We start from the raw sequence: 25,527 nt of genomic DNA on the forward strand, positions 1-25,527 counted from the left end.
TTTTACTTACGCACTGAACGCCTGCCTGTTTCCGGGCCTATCTCGCAACCACCATGCCTCCGTAAATAAGTAAAACCTACTTAAGGCGAAAGAAACGCGCGGCACCCTGATCGTCTGTCGGCTGCAGCCATTGGATGGTGCCGAACTCATTGGTTACCAGCCCATGCGATATCCAGTCGATCAGATTGGTACTGCTCTGCGGTTCGTACACCGATGCGGGCTGGGCATTCCAGTGGATGCGGTTCGGCCCGATCGAAGAGAACGAAAGCCGTGGCGGGTAGGTATATGAGACGGTTGGCCCACCCACTTCTGTGACTTCCAACTTAACCTCGTCGTAATATATATACCCCTCGTGCGCAGCCGTATCAAAAATCAGATAGCGCGCCGAGGAGGAACCGTTGAAACGGAAGGAACCGGAATCGACGGAAGCGCCGTTCACAAAGATTTCGTAGCTTGAGGCATAGTCGGTGGTATTGCTGTTGAAGTCCTGTACGACGATCTTCAAATCCAACGGCGTTCCGATAGCGTAACCGCTCGCAATCATCGTGTTGACATCGCTCCCACCACTGTTCGAACCGGCATTCATCCGCTTGAAGACGCCCAGCCCACCGGCCCCATCGGTTCCGATCTGGATGCCGAGATCAATCTCTTGAATGGCGAGACCGGACGCATCCGCCAAACTCAGCGACATCCGTTGGGCATAGGTCGCGCCGACCACATCGACGTCCATCTGCACGGAGAGTTCATAGGTGTTGCCGGCCAGCCAGGAGCCGAAATCGAAGCCGGTACTGCCGTTGGCTGAAAACTCGAACCGGGCATTGGCATTATCAGGAATGGCTGAAAGCCGGTTGCCGGTAATACTGAAATCCGTGGCCGGACGGCTACCGGTGTTGTACCAATACCCCGTCAGGTTGGTTGCGGCCATGCCGCTGACGCGCGATGCAAACTCATAGTTTACACCGTCATTGGCACCGAACCCGGGGTTGGGCGCGTTGCCGCCGGTCACCGTGTAGTCGTCGTAGATGACCACGCCGGGCGAAACCGCGGCATTCGTGACCGACACCGGCTCGCCGATTTCCCCCAGCACGACTTCATGGTACCAGGCTGTGAGTTGCGCCTGCATATCAGAGATTTCGGACTGCAGTCCGGCATCGCCGATCAGGTTGTTCGATTCCTCCTTATCTACTGATAAATCATAAAACTGTGCGTTCGAGCCATCGGGATTGATCAGCAACTTATAGTTCCCGTTGCGCATTGCCAGCTTAGGAGAGGTGGTTGGCGCGCCCGAAACAGAGGCATATTCCCAAAACAGCGGCTTTTGCCGCGCACGGGTAGAGCCGGCGAACACATCACTCATATCCTCCCCGGCAAACGGAGCATTCGGCAATTCAATCCGGGAAAGAGCCGCATAGGTCGGCAACAGGTCGAGTGTTGAAACCGCCGTGGAATCATTCACGATTCCCGCAGGAACCAGCCCGGGACAGCGGATGAAGAACGGTTCGCGGAAACCGCCTTCCCACAAACTGCCCTTACCGCCGCGCAAGCCGCCGTTGCGGTTCAGAATCGCATTAACGGCATCATCCGGGGCTCCATTGTCTCCCACAACCACAACAAGCGTATTGCCCCCTGCTCCCAGATCATCAATCGCCTGCACCAGACGCCCGATCTCCTTATCCAGTTCATTCAACTCCGAAAGGAAAAGCTGCGCGGTGGTATTGCCGGTAATATGATCGAAGTCGCTCTCCTTTCCGGGATCGGTGTTATAGGGCGAGTGGGTGTCGTTATACGGCACATGCACATAAAAGTTTTTGTTCGACTCAACAGCCCGGGCGATGAAGTCGATCGCGGCATCCGTATGCAGGTCGGCACTTTCATGCCACTCCGCCCAGGTGATATCTCCTGGCACATCGGCATTCGCACTGGAGAGTCCATGCCCGATGGGCATCACGCGATCCCCCATACCTTCGAATGCGACAACGGACTCCTGAAACCCGTAGGCCTGCGGAAACGGCGCATGGTTCACATCGCGCCCGCCGCCCATGTGCCATTTCCCGAACTGCCCGGTCATGTAGCCGGCATCGCGGAACAGGCGCGGCGCGGCCACGGTGTAGGGATCCAGCCAGTCGTTCATATTCCGGTTATCGTTTTCCGTTTTGCTGCTCAGGAAGCTGTAAATTGCATAACGCTGCGACTCGATCCCCGTCAGCACGCAGACGCGGTTGATGAAGCGGCCTCTATATTTTTCAATATCCTCCGGCCTGGCGTGGAGCGGCCAGTGGGCGGCGTCGTAGGCGGCATACATGAAAAACGGTTTGTCCTGTTTCCGCGCGTCGTCGATGAACCCGACCGCCTGCCGATCCATCTCCTCCGTCGAATAAAAGCTGCCCGGATCGGGGCAGACCCACGGCTTCCCGTCGAGTTCGTAGATGTCGTGCTTGAAATAATCCACCTTGCCCTCGCGCGTCCAGCTGCGGTCGAAGCCGCGCAGATCAGGCATCACCCCCTTTTTGCGATTGCCGACATGCCACTTGCCGAGCTGGCTGGTGTGGTAGCCTGCCGTCCGCAACACTTCGCCGAGGGTCACGCAGGTATCGAGCAGATGGCCGCTATAGGCCGGCGTTCCCCAGTCGCCCGCCATGTGGCCGATGCCCGCCTGATGCGGATGCAGGCCGGTCAGCAGCGAGGCCCGCGTCGGCATGCAGCGCGCCGAGTTGTAGAATTGTGTAAAGCGGATGCCGCGCTTCGCCAGCCCGTCCAGCACCGGCGTCTCCGCATCGCCGCCGAAGCAGCCGATGTCCGACCAGCCCATGTCGTCCGACAGGATCAAAAGGATATTCGGGCGTCCCGCCGATCGGGCCAAGGCCGATGCAGCCCAGCCGCCCGCAAGCCCCATCATGAAATTGCGTCTTTTCATAACTGCATTTATATTCCAACCCGCTGTAAATGTCATATCCCTTGAATTGGCTACAGCACTCATTCTGTCCCTATCATCCCATCGATAATCCAAATGCCCTGCGTCCCTGCGATCCGTCTGCCGGAAACCGCCGTCGGCTACGCCCATGCTGCATCACTCGGCCTGTAGCTGAACGCGGTAGAAGCCTTTTGTTGTTGAAGACGGGAGAGCGGCGTCTGAGGCGAAACCCAACGTATCGGTTTGGTTTGCACCGCCGGACTGGGCAACGCCGGTGCTGAGCATCTGCACGACGTCGAGATCGAACCAATCGACCAGATCTTCCGAATACTGGACAACATAGCGCGCGTTGTTGACCTGAAGGATGCCGCGTGCGGTCATTTCGAGGAACAGGGTTCCCGCCGCGCCCTGCGGGTCAGGCACAATATTCAGGTTCGGCAGCGCGCTGCGCGAGTCGGCCCACGGGTCGGTCATCATCACATATTCGAGAATGTTGGCTATGCCGTCTTTGTCGGGGTCGGCATCGTCGGCGCTGATCGCCGGATTCAGCAGTTCGCCCGGAGTAAAGTGGACGGCCTGCCATTGTTCCAAGGTCTGGAAGACGCGGACGAGCACCGAAGCCTGCTCCGTTAGCGTTGAATTGGTCGTGGTCAGTGTGTAGGCCGTGTCCGCGGTCGGAGCAACCTCCAAGGAACCTACTCCATTGAACATGCGGCGAGAAACATCGCCGATGCCGGAGTCGATCGCGGCACCATCAGCGCCCGGCGCATCCCAGAGCAGGCGGGTCTGTTCGCCGATGATGATGTAGGGGTTCTCCGCCTCGAAGGTGCGCAGCAGCTCCGAAGAAGGCGTCATGGCCTGACCATAACGGGTCACCCACGTATCGGTTTCCGGATCGCCGTAGCGCACGGAGTAGGTGGTGTTGCTGAAGACATGCGGCCGGAAGCGCCGCCCCTGCGCCCGGATGGAATAGACCAGCTCACCACTCGTTTCATCAAGCACTTCCACCACCGGCTCGTTGAACTGGAGATCTTCAATCACCGGCAGGTAGCCGACGGCATCGCGTCCATAGTTGTCGGACTGGCGATGAGTGACCGGCCACCCGTCGAACTGCCCCCTGGCAGGATCGTTGAGGTCGCCGAGGATGCGCCAGCATTCAATGGTGACATCGCGCGTGCGCTTGTTGAAACGCACCACGCCGAAGCCGGACGACTTGCGGTCGAGCATGTCCACATCGCCGGCGGTGTTACCGCCCCAGCGGTCGGGATTGGCGGCGGCCACCATGGTCAGCGGATGGTTATGGCGGCTGCGGTAGCGACCGAGATAGCGCTTGCCGTCATAGGTCGGGCTGGTGGAAAGGAACGCATCGACATAGTCCGGCCAGCCGGGTTGCCAGGACGATTCGATGGCCGGATCCTCTACGGGATCCCACTTGCGCGGATAACCGGCGGCGATGGACGGACAGGAAAAGGAGACGCCGGCATCCTCCCAATCGTCGATGCCGATATGGGCAACGGTCGGCAGATGATTATCGCCGCCGATCATATTGGCAAAGGCCTTGCGGATGCGGGTCACCGACCGAGTCCGGGCTGGAGACGGCCATCCGTTGGCATCCTCGTCGGCGCCCTTCGGCGTATATTCATTGGCTTCGCCTGCGTGGGAATGGCACTGGTCGAAAACGGTCTGATGCAGCGTGGCCTTCATGTCGGCTCCGCTCCAGTCGCGCGCCCAGGCATCGACGAAGGCCAGCTGGCGGTCGCCGAGCTGGATCTTGTCCTCCAGCGGGATCTCACCATCGGAACCGGTGAAGCCGCTCTTGAACTTGCGGTCTTCGAGGATGGCGAAACTGACGCGGCCGTAGAGCAGGTCGGTGAAATAGGCCCCGATCCCCTGCTCGATCGGCGCGGGATCGTATGGGTCGGGCAGATTGGCCGTCTGCGTGCGCTCCATCATATTGACCCATTCGCCGGGCATCAGGTAGCCGCCGTCATTCACCTTGGTGGTGTAGTTCCCGCCGGAGCCGAACAGGTTGGCGCCCCACGCGTCGTGGTCGTCGGGAATGGTGATGGTCGGTCGGTCGCGCATCACATCGCGGAACGCCCAGCCGAAGAAATACCATTTGCGCAGGTAGTCGAGCGTCGCCTTGTCGACAGGACTCGTGACCTTGCCACCGAAGGCATAGTCGTTTTCGTAGAGCTGGTCGCCGGTGAAGAAGAGCATATCCGGGTTGTACTGCGCTACGCGGCTGACAATATCGTGATTCGGAAAGGCGATGCTGGTGTTTCCGGTAAAGACCGCGACGGAGAGTTCGTCTTCATCGACCGGATCGCGCCGGACGGTGCCCGGGAAAAAGTTGGTGGAACCGTCCAGCTCGTACACCACACGGTAGGGCGTGTCCGCCGTGTCGTCCCAGCCCGGCACCTTGAAGAGCGCCACGCGCGCCTCGTCGTCGATCAGTGCCGAGGCCACCTGCGACCAGCCGGAACCGGTATCGATTTCCAATGTGGCGGTGTGGTTGTCGTTCGTGGCGATGGGCGGGAACTGGGCGGTCAGTTTGAGCGTGCCTTTGCTCAGCGTATGCTGCGCCCAGAGGATGGGGCCCCACGATTCGCCGGCGCGCAGATTGGAACCCGAAACCTGCCAATCGTCGAACAGCACCAGTGGCGAGCCATACTGCCCGTCCGAATCGGCTTCGCACATCAACGCCAGGTTGCCGGACATATCGCTCGAGGGGTAACTCTTCTGGACAGAGGCGACGGTGAGGGCTCCGTTCTTCAGCACCAACTCGGCAAGGTGGCTGCCGCCGGATGGCATTAACGAAAATTCCAGCGTGTAGGTCGTTCCCGGTTCCCATTCGGCGGCCACTTGCTGATCGCCGACAAAAAGCGTGCCGTCCGTCCGGAGTCCGGCATCGTAGCCGGAGCCATGGACGATGTTGTGGCGGAAGTCATCGAGTAGCGCGCCGCGAATGGCGAAGCGGAAACCTGCCGCACCGGCAAAGGCCGCATCCACCCGGGCGATCTTCACGCTTGTGTTGAGTGCGCTTGAAGGCTGGAGCTGGTTCGGGAGATAGTGCACCACCCGCCCCGCACCGGCCTTGATGCAGGCATAGGTGCCGTTGATGTTCTGCCAGTCGTAGAGCGGCACGGAAAAATGGTCGGGACTGAGCCACGGCCGAACAACATCGTTTGTTCCGGATGCGCGCGCAAAACAGATGTCGCGTACTGCTTCGACGGCCCCGGCAACGGTTTTGAAGGTGAGCGTGACTGTGAGCGGCACAATGCCACCCGCGGCATAAACATCGATCGTTCCGCTGGTTGCCGTCCCGGTTTGGTTGCTGAAGCTCGCCGGATAGTCGGATGAAAACTCCACACTTCCAAACGCTGTAACTTCGGTGGTTTCCCAACTGATGGTGATCGGCAGCCCTTCGCCGATCTCCATGGCGCCGGCGTTTACGCGCGTGTAGACCGAGGTGGGCGCGACAAAGGATGCGTAGTCGTTCCAATACATTGCGCGAACGATGTTGCACGGCAGCTGCAGCCCGGAGGCCTGGGTGACGTCGAAAACGCCGAAGTCGCCCGATGAGTTGTTGCCGGAAAGGCCGCCCGTGGAACCGTTGTTCGACTTGATACCCACCGACAGCGTCTCGTTGCCCGACCAGTCATCGGCACTCCCCGTCGTGGCAAAGGTATCGGGTACCACGGAGCTTCCGTCGAACACCGCCAGCCCGAGGATACCGGCATGATCCCAGGTGGCCGCCAACGTGTATTCCGTTCCGGCGGAGAGCGCGCCGTAGGTCGACTGCACCGCAACGGCGGGCAGCCCGGTGTCGGCCAACGAATCCTGCACCACGCCATCGCTGCTTCCCTGTTTGGAAATGAAGGTCGGAACACCGTTGACCAGATAGATACCCGATCCATTGGAGGTTCCGCCGATCTCCGCCACCATTACCGTGCCGTTGGAATCGGCCGTCGACGGGATGAAGGTGACGTTGAAGGCAAAGCCGTTTTCCAGCACGGGCTGAGTGATACCCGATGCGCTGCCGCCGGAGCCGCCGTCATCCACCGCCCCGCCGTCATAGGCCGCCAGCGCGGGATCGAGACCGACCAGCAGCACGGGAGGCGTGGTCGGATCGGCGGCGTGCGCCAGGGAGACGACGTGCACGTTATCGATATAGCCCTGGAAGGTTGCCGGATCGTCAGGATCGGCCATCTCGAGGAACAATCCGCAGGCCAGCCCGTCCGCCAGATTGCCGCCGGAGAGATCCTGAGCGGAAGCAATTCCCGCCGCAACCTCCGTCCCCGTTTCCAGGTTGGTGATTGCCCAGGCAAAATCGTAGAAGCCTGGAGCGGTCAGGATGAACGTCCCGCTGAAGTGCTGCCAGATATCCTGCCCGGCATTCGGGGAGGCATGATCCGCTCCGTTGATCTTGATGGTTCCATCGCGGTCGTTGCGCAGGAAAAAGGCATTGGCGTCATCCGCCGAGTTGCGCAGGGCGACGCGGACGCCTTCGTTGGCATTACCGCCGTTGTTGGCGCAGTAGAAGTCGTAGGCGATGGAGAGGCCGTCGATGGGCTGGCTGCCGCCGGCGAAATAGAGGACGCCCTGATTGAAGTTGGCGGTCTGGTCGCCGCCGAACAGCACCTTGGCACTGGTGTTCCCGCTCGCTTCCGGATTGGCCTGAACCGACTGGTCGCCGCCGCCGGCGACGTAGGCACCGCCGATATCGCCGGTGCCCGACATGGCCGGATCGCTGCCGATGGTGTCGGCCTCGAGGTCCGTGTTCAGCACAACGGTTGCGCCACATGTCCACGAAGCCAGCAAAAAGGCCGCCGTCAAGATTCCTGATGCTTTCATGATATTTCCCTTCCTCGTTCCTTGCCTCTCAACTTCCCGCTATCGTGCGGGAGCCACCTCATAGCGGCGGCTCTACTCGGTAAATCCAGCGCTACGAGCTGGCTTCCCGTCGCAAATGACCCAACTATCTTAGCCGGTAGAATTGTTGTGCAGCTTCACCTGCTCCCGTTTCCAGCCATTGGATGGTGCCGAAGTCGTTGGTGACCCGCCCGTGGGAAGTCCAGTCGACGAGGTTGGAGCTTCTTTGCGGCTCGTAGACCGAGCCCGGCCGCGCGTTCCAGTAGATGCGGCCGGGGTCGATGGAGGCGAACGCAAGGCTGGGCGGATAGAACGTTGTGACGCTGCCGCCGTTCACCTGCATTACCTCGAGCTTCACATTGTCGTAGAACACAACGTCCTCGTGGGCGGCGTTGTCGAAGATGAGATACCGTCCCGACATCGAACCGTCGAAGCGGAAGGCGCCGGAATCGACGGACGACCCATTCACGAAGATTTCGTAGGTCGAGGCATAGTCCACGGTGTTGCTGTTGAAGTCCTGCACCACCATTTTGAGGTCGATGGGTGTTCCGATGGGATAGCCGGAAGCAACCATGGCGTTGATGTCGCTCCCGCCGCTGTGCGAACCGGCATCGATGCGCTTGAATACGCCGAGTCCCCCGGCTTCGTCGGTGCCGACCTGGAGGCCGAGATCGACGCTGCCGACCACGAGGCCGGCCGCATCGGCCAGGCTGAGCGACATGCGTTGGGCATAGGTTGAACCGATGGCATCGACATCCATCTGCACGGAGAGCTCGTAGGTGTTGCCGGCCAGCCAAGAGCCGAAATCGAACCCGGTGGCGCCGTCGGCGCTGAACTCGAAGCGGGCGTTGGCGTTGGCGGGGATGACGGACAGGCGGTTGCCCGTGATGGAGAAATCCGTTTCGGGGCGGCTGCCGCCGCCGTAGGCATACCCGACAAGATTACTGGCAGCCATGCCGCTGACACGGGATGCAAATTCATAGTTCACGCCGTCGCCGGCGTCAAAGCCGGGATTGGGCGCGTTGCCGCCCGTCACAGTGTAGTCGTCGGATATGACCACGCCGGGCGAGATCGCGCCGTTGGTGACCGACACCGGCTCGTCAACCTCGCCAAGCACCACTTCGTGGAACCAGGCCGCGAGTTGCGCCTGCATGTTAGAGACGGTTGATTGGAGCCCGGCATCGGCGATCAGGTTGATGGATTCCTCCTTGTCGGTGGCTATGTGGTAGAGCTGTGCATCGGAACCGTCGGGCTCCATCAGGAGCTTGTAGTCGCCGTTGCGCATCGCCAGGGTGGGTGCCCCGTTGTTGATGGCGCCGGAAAAATAGGCGCGCTCCCAGAAGAGCGGGCGCTGGCGGGCACGGGAGGAGCCGGTGAACACATCGCTCATGTCCTCCCCGTCGAACGGCGCATTGGGCAACTCCAATCCGGCGAGCGCGGCATAGGTCGGCAGCAGGTCGAGCGTCGACACCGCCGTGCCGGAGTTGACCCGCCCCGCCGGAACAATCCCGGGGCAGCGGATGAAGAAAGGTTCGCGGATACCGCCCTCCCAAAGATCCCACTTGCCGCCGGTCAGCGAGCCGTTGCGGGAAAGCAGCGGCGTGACGCTGTCGTTCGGCGCACCGTTGTCGCCCACAACCACCACCAGGGTGTTGTCGGCGGCACCGAGGGCATCGAGCGCATCCATGAGGCGGCCGATCTCCTTGTCGAGCTCATGAAGCTCGGAGAGGAACAGCTTGGCGGTGGTGTTGCCGGTGATGTGGTCGAAATCGTTTTCCTTGCCCGGATCGGTGTCGTAGGGCGAGTGGGTGTCGTCGTGCGGGACGTGCACATAGAAGTTGCGGTTGGAAGCGACTGCGCGCGAGATGAAACCGATGGCGGCATCGGTGAACCGATCCGCGCCGATCTCCCACTCGACCCACTCGATGGAGCCCGGCACGTCGGCGTTCTGGCTCGAAAGGTTGTGCGTTGCGCCGTCGTCGAGATAGAGGATGCGGTCGCCCATGCCTTCGAACGACGTGAGCGATTCGTCGAATCCGTAGTCCTGCGGAAACGGCGCATCGTCCACATCGCGCCCGCCGCCCATGTGCCACTTACCGAACATGCCTGTGGCATAGCCCGCGTCGTTGAAAAGGCGCGCGGCACTGACGGTGCCAGCCTGCAGCCAATCGTTCTGTTTCTTATCATCATTCGTACTTTTGTTTGCCAGGAAATCGTGGATGGCAAAACGCTGCGGCATCAGGCCGGTCATGACGCTTACCCGCGAGGGCGAGCAGACCGGCGCGGAGACATAGCCATCGGTGAAGCGGATGCCGGCGGCGGCGATGGCATCGAGGTTCGGGGTGATGACTCCGCCCGCCTTGTTCGTGACGGTGCTGCCATAGCACGACAGGTCGCCCCACCCGATGTCGTCGATGAAAATAAACAGGATGTTCAGGTCGTTCGGCGGGTCGTAGCTGACGGAGGCCACCAGTGTAGACGCCTCGGTCGAAAGCGCGGATTCGAGCCCATTGGACACGCAGGATACGGCATAGCGGTAGAGCGTGAACGGAGCGGCCGTGGTGTCGGTAAAGAAGGGAGCGGTCACGCCGGCCTGCAATGGTGCATCAAAAGTGCCGCCGAGGGTTGTGCGGTAAACGGTGTAGGAATCGACCCCGGGAACGGGCAACCAGTCGACACGGATCTGCGTACCGTTGGTGGCTGCGGCCTGCACCCCTGCGGGCGGCTGCGGAGCGGCCTGCACGGTTTCAAGCGTGACGGAGATATGGTCGACCATGCCCGTGAAGCCGGCGGCGTTGGAGGGATCGGCAAATTCGATGAACAGGCCGGCGCTTTGGCCGTCGGCAAAAACCCCGGCGGCTTGGGAAAGCGAAATGCCGGCGGCCACCTCGGCACCGGTTTCGAGGTTGGTGATCGACCAAGCAAAGTCATAGAGGCCGGGAGCGGCCTGGATGAACGACCCGCTGAAGCGCTGCCAGGTGTCCTGCCCCGCGTTGGGGCTCGGATGATCCGTTCCGTTGATCTTGATGGTGCCGTCGCGGTCGTTGCGGATGAAGAACCCGTTGCTAGAATCGGCGGAATCGCGGAAGCCGATACGCACGCCTTCGTTGGCGTCGCCGTTGGAACCCGCGCAATAGAAGTCGTAGGCGATCCGCAGGCCCTGGACGTTCTGCGCCCCCCCGGCAAACAGCAGGACGCCCTGGTTGAAGTTGGCGGCCTGGTCGCCGCCGGCCAGCACCTGCGCACTTCCGTTTCCGTTCGCTGCCGGGTTCGCCCCGATCCATTGCACGCCACCCCCGGGGGAATAGGTCGCACCGACATCGCTACCCGCCGGGAACGCCGATTCCAACCCGGCTCCTGCCGATGTGGAGGCCACCTGCGCATAGCTCTCGAAATCCGCATGCAGAATGAGCGCCTGCGCACACAGGCTTGACGCCGCGAGCGAAAGAAGAACCGCAAACCACACGACTTTGTTCATATCCGACTTCCCAACCTTAATGGAAAAGGGGCTCGAAAGCCCCTTCTCCGTTTTAAACTGCAGCGGGAGGTTTTACTCCCCGGTCACGCGATAGAACGACTGAGCCTGCGCTGCCGTGGTAGTGACCGACAACGTGCCATCGATCCCGGCGATGTCCGAGACAATATTGCTCCAGCTTCCGAAGACCAGATTATCCTTGACCTGCAGGGCATAGGTGCCGAGTTCTTCAGCCGCCCAAGAGAGCTCGTAGTCGTTCGCGCCGAGCGGGACGATGGCGAGGTCGCCGATGGCCGTGATGGCGGGCAATACAGCAAACGCCCCGACGATGGTGCGGTCACCACTGAAGTCGGGAAGCTGGAAACTGCGGCTGCCTGGCCCGTCGATGTAAGCCTCCAGTGAAACCCACGATTCGATCTGGCCGCTCCCCGGCACCTGGAAGTACGGTAGGTTTCCGGAAATGTTGGTGTATGAACCAACGTTATTGGGAACATCGCCGCCGCCATAATAGAAGTTGGCCTTGTTTCCGCCATAGGTTGCAACATTCGTCACATACGGGGTATTGCTCACGAAGTCCGTGAGATTGGAATATAGCGCCACATCACCATCGGGCGCGCCACCGCCGTCGAATTCAAGGACGGTGTAGAAGCCCTTGGTGGCGGGATCATAGCTCGCACCATGGATGCGTTCCGTGCTGGCACCTTCCGGAGCATAGGTTCCTGTGGCAACCGTGGTCGCCGCGCCTTCGCCCGTCAGGAAATCGGCCACATTACTCCAATGCAGCACGTCGCCTGCGGCATCAATGCCATAGATTTCCCAGTTGGGCAGGTTGGCAAACGCCTGATAATTGCTGTAGGCCGGAATATTCGCCAGCAAGGTGCCGTTGGTCATTACGCCAGCCGCCATGGTGCTCCAGCCATTGGAAGCAATGGAGTTAAATCCATAAACATCGCCGTCGGCCAGTACGAAGAAGAGCTTGCTCCCGGCATCGCTAACGGAACCGGCAACCTCGCCGCTCCCGACACTTTCGTTCCCGATGGTGTCTGTGGCCGTAACGACATAGTAATAGGATTCGCCGACGGTCGGTGCGCCGGTGCTGAAGGCGTTGGTGGTCAGGCCGGATGCAAGGGGGGCTCCAAAAGAGCCGCTGGTCGTGGAACGATAGACCGAGTAGGACGCCAGATCCGGTTCGGCATTGGCATCCCATGTCAGTTCGAACATGGCCATGTTGGTGGCGATGACCAGGTTGGACGGCGCGGCGGGCGGCTGGGTATCGGTCTGGATGGCCACCTCGGGGCTGAAGCCGCTTTCGTTCAGCGAGGCATCAATGCTGGAGACCACATAGTAGTAGGTCTTGCCGGATTCCGTGGTGCCGTCGACATAAGACGTCCCGGAAATGCCGGTCGCCAACGCGGCACCATAGGAACCGCTGTTGGTGGAGCGATAGACGTTGTAGGTGTTCGCAAGGAATCCGCCCGACCAGGACAGCGCAACATCCGTCCCGTTGGTCAGCGATGCGTCCAGCGAAGCCGGAGGGAGCACATCCGTCAGCAGCACCACGGAGACATTGTCCACCATGCCGGTGAAGCCGACCGGGTCGTTCGGATCTGCAATTTCGAGGAACAGACCGGCCGAATAGCCATCGGCAAACGCACCCGGAGCCTGGCTGGCGAGAATGCCGCTCGTAATCTCGACCCCGGTTTCAAGATTGGTGAGCACATAAGTGAAATCGTAGGATCCCACGACACCGGGAGTGCTTTCAACAAATGTTCCAGAGAAATGCTGCCAGGTATCCTGCCCAGCGTTTGGCGTTGGGTCATCTGTGCCGTTTATCTTGCATGTACCGTCGCGGTCGTTGCGGATGAAAAAGCCCGAGGCATCATTGGCCGAGTTGCGAAATGCGACACGCACCCCTTCATTGGCATTACCGTTACTGCCGGCATTGTAGAAGTCGAAGGAAATATTAAGACCGTTCACCGATTGGCTACCGCCGTCGAACAACACTATACCCTGATTGAAGTTGTCGGACTGATCCCCGCCGGCCAGCACCTGGGTACTTGAATTCCCCGTCGTGTCGGGATTCGCCCCCACCCATTGCACGCCTGCTCCCGCCGTGAAGGAATCGCCCGTGTCCCCTGAGGGGAAGGCATCCACCAAACCATCGATGGCCGCTGAGGTGTTGGTTTGAACATAACCCTCGAAGCCCGTTTCCAGCACCGTCGTGGCGCCCTGGGCTGCGATTCCACCTGCAATAAAACAGGCTGCCAACCATTGTTTTTTCTTTTGCATCATCTTCCTTCCTCCGTTTGGTTTTTGGTTTAACATCGTTTGTTGCCTAGATATTGAACCGGCGCCGGATCCACAGCATGGCGCCGCCTGCAAAGGCCACAATGCCCAGCGTTGCCGGCTCCGGAACGGCATCCACCACGATGTTGTCCACATAGCCCTGGTAAAGAATCGGATTGTTCGGATCGGATATTTCAACAAAAAGTCCGCTGACGAGACCGTCGGCCAGATTGGCTCCGGCGTTTTGATCCAACAGGGTCGAGCTCAGGATCTCGCTACCGCTTTCGAGGTTGGTGATGGCATACGCGACGTCATACAACCCATCTGTTCCATCGAGCGTGAAGTTGATGGTGAAATGCTGCCAGACCCCCTCGCCTGCATTTGCAGTCGCATCGTCCGTTCCATTGATTTTAACCAGCCCGTCGCGGTCGTTGCGCAGGAAAAACCCCTGTGCGGCGTCGGCCGAGTTCCTGAGCGCAATGCGGACGCCCTCGTTGGCGTTGCCATCGGTTCCGGCATTGTAGAAGTCATAGCTAATGGTCATGCCATCGAGCAGCATATTTCCGCCGAAGTAAAAGATGCCCTGGCTAAAGTTCACGGTCTGGTCGCCGCCGCCGAGCGCCTGTAAACTGGTATTCCCATTCGCCTCCGGGTTGGCTGCAACCCATTGCTGGCCGCCGTTTCCTGAATCGGCGAAAGAACTCCCGACATCCGAACCTCCGGAAAAAACGGATTCCAGCCCGGTCGTCGGCGTGGTCGTCGCGGTCTGGGCATAGCTTTCAAAGTCCGTGCTCAACACCACATCTGCCTGGCAGGCCAGTACCATCGCACCGGCGACTCCGATTATGATCCATTGTTTTTGAACTCTCGTTTCCATCCTTCATTCTCCTTTTGGTTGCTACCATGGAAGCGCGTTGCACGCTTCCTCGTTCATTGAGGGAAAGAACATATCGCGGAACAGGATTTCCGTCATGTCACCAAAATTAACTACACGATCACAACCTGTGTATTTTCAGTGGATAACGAATGCCGGCAAAGCACGGGAAGCGCATTGCCGTGCGACAAAACGTGTGCGGGTGGTAACTGCGTTGAATCCCGTTATGGAGCAACGGTTCCGCGGATGAAGAGGTGTTGTTTTCCGTCCGTGATTCCGTTGCCGACTTCAAGCTCCACATCTTCGTAGTTGCCATTGCCGGCCACGGGTGTGGCCCCCAGCTCGACCGGGACAAAGGAGACCCAGTCGACCAGGTTGCTCGACCAGTGGACAGGATAGTTCACGCCCAATGCTTCGTGGTCGACCAATCTGCGCTGCTCGAAGGTAAAGCCCGACTCCGAAGCGGCCAGCAGTTGGATAAACTTGATCGGGATGTTGCCAACCATCATATCCGAACCTTTCGCCCATTCAACATAGCTGCTCTCACCATCGTTGTCCGGGTCGGCATCCGGTGCGGCGTCCGCACCGGACAATCCGGCATCGAAGGCGATTTGTGCAAACATTGCGTTGTACATCGGGAATGTGCGGATTGCCAGATGATCGAGATCCACATAGTTAGATGCCCGGCTGCTGAGCCCGATATAGTTGGCATTGTTGTTCTGCCAATTGAACGTCTGCGAGTTCGAATGGACGTCGCCGGGATTGATGTCAACCAACACCCCATCGAGGAAAACCGTCACCTCGACCGCGTCCGAGGTGGAGAATCCATTACATGCAAATCCGGCCGTCAGGGTGCCGACTTCAACACCGACGGGTACGGTGGCCAGCGGAACCCCGTGGCGCCATACGACCACGTTGTTTTCCTTGTTCAGCTCCACGAAGAAATCAGCCGTACCGGTAATCACTCCGTCCTTGCCGCGGAATGAGCCATTGGTTCCGATGTCCTGCCCCGCCGTCGCTTCCGCCTGCGTCAGGCCCACCGCGAAACCGGCGAAGCGGTCGGTGAGCGGGGTGGCGGAATTGATTTCGGCCACGTTGATTTCAACCGAGAAGCCGCCGGCATCCACAATCGACTGGTCGATAAAGTTATGCATCAGCCCGCTTTCACTCATGCCGCTTCCGTTGGCCATGCGCAGCATGGCGGCGGCGACCTGAATGGAATCGGGAAGGCCGGAGCCTTCGAACCCTTCGTAATAGGTTGCCCCCGTTCCCAGCGAGGAGAGCAGGCTCCCCGACATGCCGCCGTCGTCCGAGTCGGCATCGTCGCTGTTGTAGCGCCAGAACGTGTCGTAGAACAGATCGCCCGCGCCGGCCGCCGGCGAAACATCGGGAGGCAGCTCGCCCAGAATAATGGAGGCCGTACCGGAGTAGGTTCCAAGATGATAGAGTGTCTCGCTCGAGGTTAGCCACAACTGGATGGTTTCGCCCTCGTCATCGAATGCATCGCTGAACGCAGCGACAGGCAGATCGACATAGGCCAGCCCGGCCGGAATGGTGATGTCGCCCGGCAACACATCATAGTCTGTACCGTGCAGTGCGGTGCCGAGCGCGTTGTATTCCACATAAAGCGCATCCTGCAGATCGCCCGTCCGCAAGAAGCGGAACACCGCGGGATCCGAGCTGGCTTCCGCGGCAACAGGATCGATCGCCTCGATGGAAACCTCAGCGATATCGTCGTCGGCGATGTACAGGGCGGGATCCTTCTGGCTGTCCTTGATATAGGAGCCGTTGGCCAGCTTGATCTGGATTTTTTCGCGGCCTTCGGTTTCCGCATCATCGATGCCTTGCAGCACGATATCCACCGAGGACTCGCCGGCGGGAATGGTTTGGGCCAATCCCCCCACGACACTGAAATCAACGCCATGCACCGCATCCCCCGTCGAGCTCAGGTTGATGGTCAGCGGTGCCGCCGTGTCGCCAAAGCGTGTGGCACGGATGAGCTCCGTCCCTCCGTTTTCCTGGACGATTCGACCGACCGGTGCAAGGCGAACGCGCGGCAGGGCCGATTCCGCGTCGTCGATCCAAATGGTGCCATGCACGGAACCGACCAGGCTGAGCTGGCGGTTCAGTTCGAAGGCCAGCGTGATATCCTCCGGCCCCTCGGTGGCGGAGTCCGGCAGCCCCGTTACCGTGATGGAAATCGAAGGCACTCCGCTCGGAAGATTATACTGCCCGTCGGTCGGCGGCGGCGTGAGGGTGAAGTCGGCATCAAGAACGGCCTTTCCAATCACCCGAACCGGAATGTTGTGGTTGCCGGTATAGCTCGGATCGCGCCGGATCGTGAAGGTGGCAGTCCCCCCGTCCTCGGCAATGCTCGATGAGGAGGGCACGATTTCCGCCGTGCGCAGTACATGGTCGACCCCCGACACAGCCGCTCCCGAAACGTTGACGGGGTTCGAGCCATTGATGCGGTCGCCCGTATCCCCATAGACGCGGGCAAGCGGGCTGTAGTCGCCGTTGTCCAGGCGGGTGAGCGTATAGATGCCGTTGGTATCCGTGAGGGTTGAGCGATGCCCGGAAATCAGGTTGTTGCCGTCGTCCGTCATGGGTTTGCCGTTATCCACCGGTACGCTGCCGACCGGATTTCCCCATTTGTCGACCACCTGCCCGGTGATGTAATAGTCGGTGGGCGAACCCACGGTAATCAGCAGCTGTGCGGTGACGGTTCCGCCCTTCATGTCGGTGACGGTGCAGATGACCGAACGATAGGAGTCGGCCGACCAACTGAAACTCGCTGCCGGCTGGTTCAGATCCCGGTGCCAGTCGCACCCGTCCTCGTCGAAATACCAGTGGTAGGCCAGTTCATCCCCGTCGGGATCGGAAGCGGAGATGGAAAAGTTTACGGTCTGGCTGGTTCCCGGGGTCGCATCGCTGGCCGTAAAACTTCCAATGACCGGAGGCCGGTTGGACGGATCGAAGCCATGATGCACATGGACATCCATCCAGCTGCGGTCGGCGGCCCGCGCCAGCGGCGTGATAAAGACACCCTCTTCCTGATCCTGGAACGTCCACCCTATCGGAATATTGGCATCCTGCCGTTCATGCTTCGACCAATAGGTGGCATCGATCAACACCGGCTTGATGCCCGACCCGGCCAACGGCTCGTTGAGCACTTCCAGACGGGCGCCGTTTTCATGGGCATGGGCGTTGGGGCTTTTCGCTATGTTTTTATAGTAGGAAACATAGTATTGCTTCCCGTCGCTGCGCACGAATTCGATGGCATAGCGCCTGTCGTGCCGAACGGTCTCTTCGTCGAACGCATGAATCCGGAAAGTGCCTGAATCGCGGAAGGCATAGATTTCGTTGGCATGCAGCCAGTTCCACTTGCGTGCGGCGGCGGCGCAAAAATGGGATTCGTCGAAGTTGGCGTTGCCACCCACGGTGCTCCAATGGCCCATGTGGTCGAAGGGATTGCCGTATTCCTCGTGGGTTCCGAGGTCGATGCTTCCGGCATAGTTATCCTCCGCGCCCTGGTCTTTCAGGAAGCCGGAGTGATGGAAATTCATGTTGTGCCCCAGCTCGTGGTAGGCGGTGCTGTTGCTGGTGGTTTTCAGGCTGAGCGCGGATCCCGGCAGGCTGGCCAGCCCGCCAAAGGTGCCGGGGCCGTTCTGCCAGTAGATCACCTGATGGCCGTAGTCGGAGATATCGTAGCCATAATGCTTTTCGGCCACATCCTTGACCGCGGCGCGCAGGCCGTTCACATCGTAGGTCGAGATGTCCGGCGAATGGCCATAGGTTGCGGCGTGAGCCTGCATATCGATGACCGGCGTGACGGTAACGAGCACCTGGTAGCGGCCCTTCGAGTTTTTCATCAGCAGGTCGTTGACGGTGCGCCACTGGTTATACGCCGCGCTTTCCGACTGGTTGTTATTCCAGCCATCGAACGAGGTGCGCATGTAGAGCAGTTCGCGCCATCCTTCGTTAACATTGTCGGTCGGTCGCGACAGGAATGGCAGGGCGTCCTGCAGCCCACCGGCCGATTCCTCCGGCGCGGCCGCAACCTCCCCCTCGTCTTCCGGAAACTCGGCTCCGGGTATCGCCGCGCAGACGGTGATGTCGTCGAGGCGGTAGCCTTCCAGGGCGATACCTTTGGGATTCCCCATCTCCTCCAGCCTGCCGACCGGGATCGCATATTCCGGTTCGCCCCCCTCGAACTCCACCTCGTAGAACGTGCTGAAATCAAGGTTCGGATCCATGCAGACCGCGCTCGGTTGCCAGTCGGCCCTGCCGGAAACCGGCTCGGCCAGCAGCGCCGCCACTTCAGGCGGAAGCCCGCTGCGCCCGGAAAGAGGGACGAAAAAATCCCACGCTTTTTCCGGGTTCAGCCTGGCCAGCGCATTGAGCGAAACCCGGCGCGCCTTCGCCAGCACGATCCCTTTCGCCGCATCGCGCTCCTCCGAAACGATCCAGTTATTGAATGACTCCAGTGCCTGGAAATCGACGTCCGCCGGATCGGCGGCATAGGCGGCTTTTAGCTGCCGCGTCCAGGGATCCAGCTTCGGCTCCACCGGCACATCGGCTACCGATAAAGCGGCATGGGGTTGCAGCTCGTTTTCGGAAGGCGCTGCGACCGGCCCTGCGGCGGGACTGCCTTTCGAAGATTCCTGCGTGTTCCGCTCTGGGAGCAGAAACGCAATCAGTGCGAGTAATGGAATGGAAACGGCAACGACCGACTTTTTCATGCGTGAAATCCTCTTTAGGTATCCCGGACTGCTTTTCTCAATCCATAAGAAAGTACCATTTAAAGAAAAGTTGTCATGTCGCCGAAACTAACTACAGAGGGGGGCTTGAAAAAAAACCTATTCCAGGCCGACAAACTTGGCCACGGCCTCCGAGCGGGAGTGGACATGGAGCTTTTCGTAGATGCGGCGGAGGTAGGTGTTGACTGTGTAGGGCGAGATGTCGAGCTCGTCGGCGATCTCCTTCGCGAGCCTGCCGCGGGCCAGCAACCGAAGCACCTGCATTTCGCGTTCCGAAAGTTCATTGAGTTCATCCGATTGTCCGGACGCAGGCGCAGGTTGCTGGAACGATTGCACCACCTTGCGGGCAATGTCGCTGTCCATCGGAGAGCCGCCCGCCGCCACTTCGTCCAATGCGGGCAGCAGGTCGTCGACCACGGAGCGTTTCAGGAGATAGCCCACCGCACCGGCAGCCAGCGCCTGGAAGATGTAGTCCGTCTGGTCGTAGACGGTCAGCATCACGAAATCGGTGTCGGGCATTTGGGGCTTCAGCGCCGTTACGCATTCGATGCCGTTTTTGCCGGGCATGTTGATGTCCATAAGGATGATGGACGGGCGGAGCCGCGGGAGTTCCTCCACGGCCTGGGCCGAATCGCCGAAAACACCGATGCATTCATATTTGGACTCGTCCCGAATCAAATCCGCAATCATCTCGCGCGTGGCCTCATGGTCATCCACGATGGCAATCGTAACCGTCTTATCACTCATTTGATGTTCTCCGGAATGGGCATCATAAATTCGGCGGTGGTGCCGCCGCCCTCGTTGCTGCGGATATCGCATTGCCCCTTCATGATATCCATCCGGCGGCGCATGCTTCGCAGCCCGCGCTTGAACCGCTCGCTCTCGAAAGAGTCGAGCCCCTTGCCGTTGTCCGTAATCCTGACCGTCAGCCTGCCGTCGGCGATGGCCGCGCTAAACACCACCTTGCTTGCATCCGAGTGCTTCACGATGTTGTTGACCGCCTCCTTGACCGCCAGGAAGAGGTTGTGCCGGACATGCCCGGGAACGGGGGTAAGCGGCAGTTCGAGCGGCAGGTCGATCTCGGGCCGGATATCGGTGGTGCGGAGATAGCTGGAGACATATTTCGCGAGATAGCCCACCATGTTGTCCACGTTGTCGTTCCCCGGGCTGACCACCCAGACAATCTCGTCGAGCGAAAAGACCAGCTTGCGCACCACCTGATCCATTTCGCCAATGCCGGCCAGGGCGCGCGCCACCCCGTCCGTTGCAGCAGTGCGTTGAACCTTATGGCAGAGCAGTTGCATGCGGGTGAGCTCGGAACCGATTTCGTCGTGGATGTCCATGGCAATGCGGGTGCGCTCCTGCTCCACCGCCTTGGCCTGCTCGGCGAGGATCAGTCTTTTCCGGCTCATCCGTTCGGCAATGCTCAAGGAGATGAACGCCACAATTCCCACCCCGGCGGAATAGCATAGGGTTTTGAACCACCAGGTTTCCCAGTAGTGCGGCTGGATGTTGATATCCAGCCCCAATGGCTCCCGGTTCCAAACCCCGTCGCGGTTGGCCGCGGTGAGTTCGAAACGGTAGCTGCCCGGCGGAAGCCGCTGGAATGTGGCGAACCGCCGGCTTCCCAGATCGATCCATTCCTCGCCGATCCCCTTCATCCGGCAGCGGAACCGCAGGCTGGTCGGGGTGCCATGGCTCAGGGCGGCGAAGTGGATGTCCAGCCGGTTGACCCCGGGCGCCAGCCCCAGTTTTTCCCGGCCCTCGACCGCGATCGGGCTTTCGTTCACCACGGCGTCCGTAACCCGTAGCGGCACGCTGTTGCTCCATAGGCTGATGGCCTCGGGGTAGAAGGTTGCAACCTGGCGATCGGCGGCGAACCAAAAACAGCCTGCGCCTCCCTGGCAGGAGGTGGATAGCCCCGCATCGATATCGATCGGCGCATCGAAGCCATCCTCCTTCCCGAACAGCACGTGGACTTCGATTGTTTCGCCGGTTCCGGCGGCGCGCCGGGCCATCGCCTTATCCACGACGGCTACGCCGTGCTCGCCCACCACCCACAGGCGCCCCGCACCGTCGTCCAGGATATGCGACACGATAAGCTGGCCAAGCGGCACCTCTAAAATGCGGCCATGGCTGAGCACGGCCAGCCCGTTGCCGCATGAGCCGATCCAGAGCGTATCCGCATCCTTGTCGATGCACAGTGCCGTCACATACTCGTTCGGCAACCCGTCCGCCCGGCCATAGTGCGTCAACCGGTCATCCCGCAGCGAGGCCAATCCGCCCTCCTCCATGCCAATCCAGAGGGTTCCATCGGTCGCCTCGGCCATGCAGCGAACCTGAGCGACGTTTCGTTTCGAACCAAACGCCAGATGCCAGCGCCCTCCGGCATTGTTCCATAAGCCCTTGTCGCCTCCCGCCCAGAGCACGCCGTTGCGGTCTTCATGGAGCACCCAGATGCGCTCGCGTGCCTTCTTTGCGGACATCACCTTTTGCAGTTTCCGCCCGTTCGACCGCAAAAGGAAACCCTCGTCGTCGTTGAACCACAGCGCGCCCTCCGAATCCTCAAGGAGCGCACGGCGCACCGTTTCCCCGTGCAGTTCCGGATGGATCCGTCCCAGCCCGTCTTCATCCATGAACCAGATATTGCCCTTGTTTGTACCGATCCATACCCCGCCATCACGCCTCGGTGCAATCGAACGGACGGCCTGAAATTTCCATGCCGTACCTCCCAGACGCTGCTGCCGGAACCCGACCGGGCGGATGAGTTGAAGGCCCGACGTAGTCCCCACCCAAAGCAGGCCCTCGGCATCCTCGGCCAAACAAAGCACCGTACTCGATGCGAGCCCCTCGGCCGCCGTAATCTGCACCGCTTCACCGCCGGAGTGCCGCAGGATGAAGGCCCCGCCGTGGGTCGACCCCGCCGCCAGGTCTCCGTTGGCGAGCTCCAGAAGAACGATGGGCTGCTCCTCGATCACCCAAGGGGTTTCGCCGCGGTCTTCGGCAACCTGCTCGTTCTCGATCCTGACCACCCGCTCCTGCACCACCTCCCAACGAACGACCGGCTTCGGCAGGTCATCCCCGTCGACCGGCTCCGGTTCCTGCAAGGGAACCCCGTTCCGGGCAACCAGCAGGGCGCGCCCTCCAGGTGCCAGCGCCCAGACGCTCCCGGTCTCGTCTTCACGGAACCCGGTCACCGGCCTGCCCGTCCATTCGGCGGGGCAGTCGAGCACCCGGAAGCCTTCCGCCTCCCGGATCGTTACATGCCCGGTGGCATGCCCGAGGAAAAGGTTGCCCGCCCGATCCTCGTGGAGTTTGGACACCCGGTTGTTCGGTAGCATGGGGAACATGCGTTTGTTGAACGGCTCGAATTCAACGCCATCAAAACGCGCCGCCCCGTTGAGTGTTGCAACCCAGACAAAGCCGTTGCGACGCTGAACAACATCCTCCACCCGGTTGAACGGCAAGCCGTCGCCCACCTTCCAGGTTTTGATTACGTAGCGTTGGTCTTCCCAGACTTCGCCGGCGGATAACCGGCCCGGCAGCGCCAGCAGCAAGGAAGCCAACGCAATCCCGCGGATTGCGCATGCGGCCACAGCTTCCTTTACCTGCTTCTTTTTCATGGAACCTCGTTTAAAGCGTTGTTCACGGTATGTATACCGGTCGCAACCGATCCATCAAAGCGCTAAACGGCCCGCCAAACGAAAAAGGCTCCACGGTGATGCGGGGAGCCTTGACGGATCGACCTGGAACAAGGGTTAGAATTTCTGCACCTCGTCCGGGCCGGGCGCGGCGTAGGCCGGATCCTTGGCGCGGATATAAATATCGCCGTCGTCCTGAATCTTTACTTCCAACGGTACGATCGTGGTACCGCGGTGGTTGATGGTCTGGGCGGTCTCGGAAAGATCGCGTTCCTGAATGCCTTCAACTTCCAGAGGCAGGACGTTCGCGTTGTAGAACGCGGTGCACCACCACTTTCCGTCGCGCGTCTGGAACGGTGTGCCATGGCCGAGGAAACGACCGGCAAACTTGCGCGGCCCGTAGGTGCCGTCGATCGAATCCGAGGTGCAATAGTACAGGTTATAGGAACCCTGCCGTCCCATGTCGGTCGACCAGGCCGTGCCGAAATGAACATACTTGTTTCCGATCTTGCGGACGGTTGCACCCTCGTGGCCGATCACTGACTTTTTCTCGCCTTTTGAGTTTACGCGGGAACCGGCCGGATCAATCCGTTTCGGATTGGCGGTGTAGGCCGTGAAATCCTTGTTCAGCGGAGCAACCTCGGTGTTGCCCCAAAGCAGCCAGTAGGTGTCGCCATCCTTGAAGAGCGACGGATCGTGACGCCCTCCCAGGTTTTTACCCATGGGATGCGTCCACGGCCCCTTGATATCCGTACCCGCACTCAATGCCAGATTGGCTTTGCCCTTCGGACAATGCACCAAGGCCCAACGGTTCATCTCTTCGATCCAGTGCACTTCCGGTGCCCAGATGACATTGCCCGGCTTTTTGTGAAAACTGTCTTCGAGCGTGAACGGTGTTCCGAGATATTCCCAGTCGATCAAATCCGGGCTGCGCCAGATCTGCACCACGCTGCCCACGGCGGACTGGTTTCCAAGACCGGGGTTGTAGGGATCGGTTTCCTCGCGCGGATCGTCGGGATTGATGGTGGTTCCGGTCAGATAATACTGGTCGTCGGGCCCCATCACAATGTAGGGATCGCGGATCCAGCCCTCCTTGATGTAGAGCGCCTTATCGTGGCTCTTCAACCCGGCTTCGATCTCCGCCCTCGCCATGGCGGGGCGCACGGGGCCAACCAACGGGCCGTCGTGCAGCAGCATTTGCGCATCCGCCGACCCGGCGGCGGCAAGGGCGCCCAACATAAAACCACACATCATCTTCTTCATGCTTCTCTCCTTGATTGTTCCAATAAGCCCAACACCATAATCATTTCCGGTCGCAACGTCATGTCACCAATTCTAGCTACATGGAGATCTTCCAATCTTCGGGAGCAACAAAACCCTCGCGTCCCTCCTTGTAGGGCGGCACGGCGTTTTGTGGCTGGAGCTTCCGGAACAAAACAAGCTTTGCGAACAACTCTTCCACCGTTTCCGGGTGTTCGGCGGCGACATCCTTCGACTCGTTTGGATCGGATGCGATATGGAACAGCTCGATCTTCTGGGCGCCCACGCGCCCGCCCAGCACGTCCGGGCCATTGACGACCAGTTTCCATTCCCAGGAAATGACGGCATTGCGCTCCTTATCGCTCCCCTGCTGGCCGTGGTAAATATAAAGATCGCGTGCAGGCAGCCGATCCGTTTTGCCCGACAGCAACGGATTCAGATCGATTCCATCGAAGGGTTTCACCGGTTGTTCGACGCCTGCCAACCGCAGCAGAGTTGGCATGACATCGATGAACGCCATGCGCGCCGAAAGCTTGCGGCCGCCCGGATAGTCGGCCGGATAGCGCACGCAGGCCGGAACGCGAACACCGCCTTCGTAGGCCGAAAGCTTGGCGCCGTTCAGCGGGCTGTTGCCGCCCGAGATGCCCCCCTCGGCCCCGTTGTCGCTGAGGAACCAGACGATGGTGTTTTCAGCTTCGCCCGTCGCCTCGATGGTTTCGAGGATTTCCCCAACGGCCTCGTCCATGGCAGAGATCATGGCCAGATAGGTTTGCTTTTTCTTGTCCTTGAAACGCGCGTAGGGCGCGCGGTATTCCTCCGGCACCTGGAACGGCGAGTGCGGCGCGTTGAACGGCACATAGCAAAAATAGGGTGCGTCGCCCTTCGCAGCATCGCGGATGAATTCCGAGGCGTGCCCGCCGATCAGTGTCGTTGCGTACCCCTCCTCCCGGAGGCTTTCGCCATTACGGTGCCAATCGAGTTCGTCATCGCGCTCGTGGGTGAAATAATCGATCGCACCGTTGTAGCAGCCGATGAAATCGGTGAAACCGCGGTTGTTCGGGTGCCATTTTGTCTGCGCATGGCCCAGATGCCACTTGCCGAAGACCCCGCGCTTTTCATAGCCCGCCTCCGCGAGCGCGTCGGCCAGCGTGGTTTCATCCACAGGCAGGCCGAAGTCGCGCCAGGGTGGAATAACGGCACGGGCGCAACCGTAGCGGATCGGATAGCGTCCGGTCAGCAATCCGGCCCGGGTCGGACTGCACATGGGCGAGACGTAGAAGTTGTCCAGTTCAAGTCCCTCCCTGCAGAGGCGGTCGAGGTTCGGAGTCTTCACCCCATCGGGGTTATGCCACCCCACCGAATTCCATCCCAGATCGTCGGCCAGGATCAGCACAATGTTCGGAGCAACTGCCCAAGCTGAAGATGCAACCAGTAGCAGTGCCATG

10 protein-coding genes are annotated in these 25,527 nt (G+C 60.3%); all 10 read right to left on the reverse strand.

The annotated features are described in order from the left end of the window. Window positions 1-76: 76 nt before the first annotated feature. The 10 genes from E9954_RS09200 to E9954_RS09245 all read right to left on the reverse strand — a co-directional run bounded on the left by E9954_RS09200 (window position 77) and on the right by E9954_RS09245 (window position 25,526). Window positions 77-2,914 (reverse strand): sulfatase family protein, encoded by a 2,838-nt coding sequence (locus tag E9954_RS09200; RefSeq protein WP_168442114.1) that lies wholly within the window; start codon window positions 2,912-2,914, stop codon window positions 77-79. 153 nt (window positions 2,915-3,067) lie between these two features. Further along, on the reverse strand, window positions 3,068-7,768 hold the full coding sequence (locus E9954_RS09205; protein WP_136078887.1) for a metallophosphoesterase family protein: 4,701 nt from the start codon (window positions 7,766-7,768) through the stop codon (window positions 3,068-3,070). 124 nt (window positions 7,769-7,892) lie between these two features. Further along, window positions 7,893-11,264 (reverse strand): sulfatase-like hydrolase/transferase, encoded by a 3,372-nt coding sequence (locus E9954_RS09210; RefSeq protein WP_136078888.1) that lies wholly within the window; start codon window positions 11,262-11,264, stop codon window positions 7,893-7,895. Window positions 11,265-11,336: 72 nt separating this feature from the next. Continuing rightward, complete coding sequence (locus E9954_RS09215) at window positions 11,337-13,553, reverse strand: fibronectin type III domain-containing protein (RefSeq protein ID WP_136078889.1); 2,217 nt, start codon at window positions 13,551-13,553, stop codon at window positions 11,337-11,339. Window positions 13,554-13,596: 43 nt separating this feature from the next. After that, the gene (locus E9954_RS09220) at window positions 13,597-14,424 is read right to left on the reverse strand and encodes a PEP-CTERM sorting domain-containing protein (protein ID WP_136078890.1); all 828 of its coding nucleotides are present in this window, start codon (window positions 14,422-14,424) and stop codon (window positions 13,597-13,599) included. Window positions 14,425-14,645: 221 nt separating this feature from the next. Beyond that, complete coding sequence (locus E9954_RS09225; RefSeq protein ID WP_136078891.1) at window positions 14,646-19,163, reverse strand: PKD domain-containing protein; 4,518 nt, start codon at window positions 19,161-19,163, stop codon at window positions 14,646-14,648. Between the two features lie 117 nt (window positions 19,164-19,280). Continuing rightward, window positions 19,281-19,928 carry a response regulator gene (locus tag E9954_RS09230; protein WP_136078892.1) on the reverse strand — a complete coding sequence of 216 codons (648 nt, stop codon included), beginning with the start codon at window positions 19,926-19,928 and terminating at the stop codon, window positions 19,281-19,283. Next, window positions 19,925-22,804, reverse strand: a complete 2,880-nt coding sequence (locus tag E9954_RS09235) for a sensor histidine kinase (RefSeq protein WP_136078893.1) — start codon at window positions 22,802-22,804, stop codon at window positions 19,925-19,927. Before E9954_RS09235 ends, E9954_RS09230 begins: the two co-directional genes overlap by 4 nt. A 135-nt stretch (window positions 22,805-22,939) precedes the next feature. Next, window positions 22,940-24,085 carry a family 43 glycosylhydrolase gene (locus E9954_RS09240; RefSeq protein WP_136078894.1) on the reverse strand — a complete coding sequence of 382 codons (1,146 nt, stop codon included), beginning with the start codon at window positions 24,083-24,085 and terminating at the stop codon, window positions 22,940-22,942. Between the two features lie 76 nt (window positions 24,086-24,161). Further along, complete coding sequence (locus E9954_RS09245; protein ID WP_222847121.1) at window positions 24,162-25,526, reverse strand: sulfatase-like hydrolase/transferase; 1,365 nt, start codon at window positions 25,524-25,526, stop codon at window positions 24,162-24,164. Window position 25,527 lies beyond the last annotated feature (1 nt).

Source organism: Pontiella desulfatans, from assembly GCF_900890425.1.
Taxonomy (GTDB): domain Bacteria; phylum Verrucomicrobiota; class Kiritimatiellia; order Kiritimatiellales; family Pontiellaceae; genus Pontiella; species Pontiella desulfatans.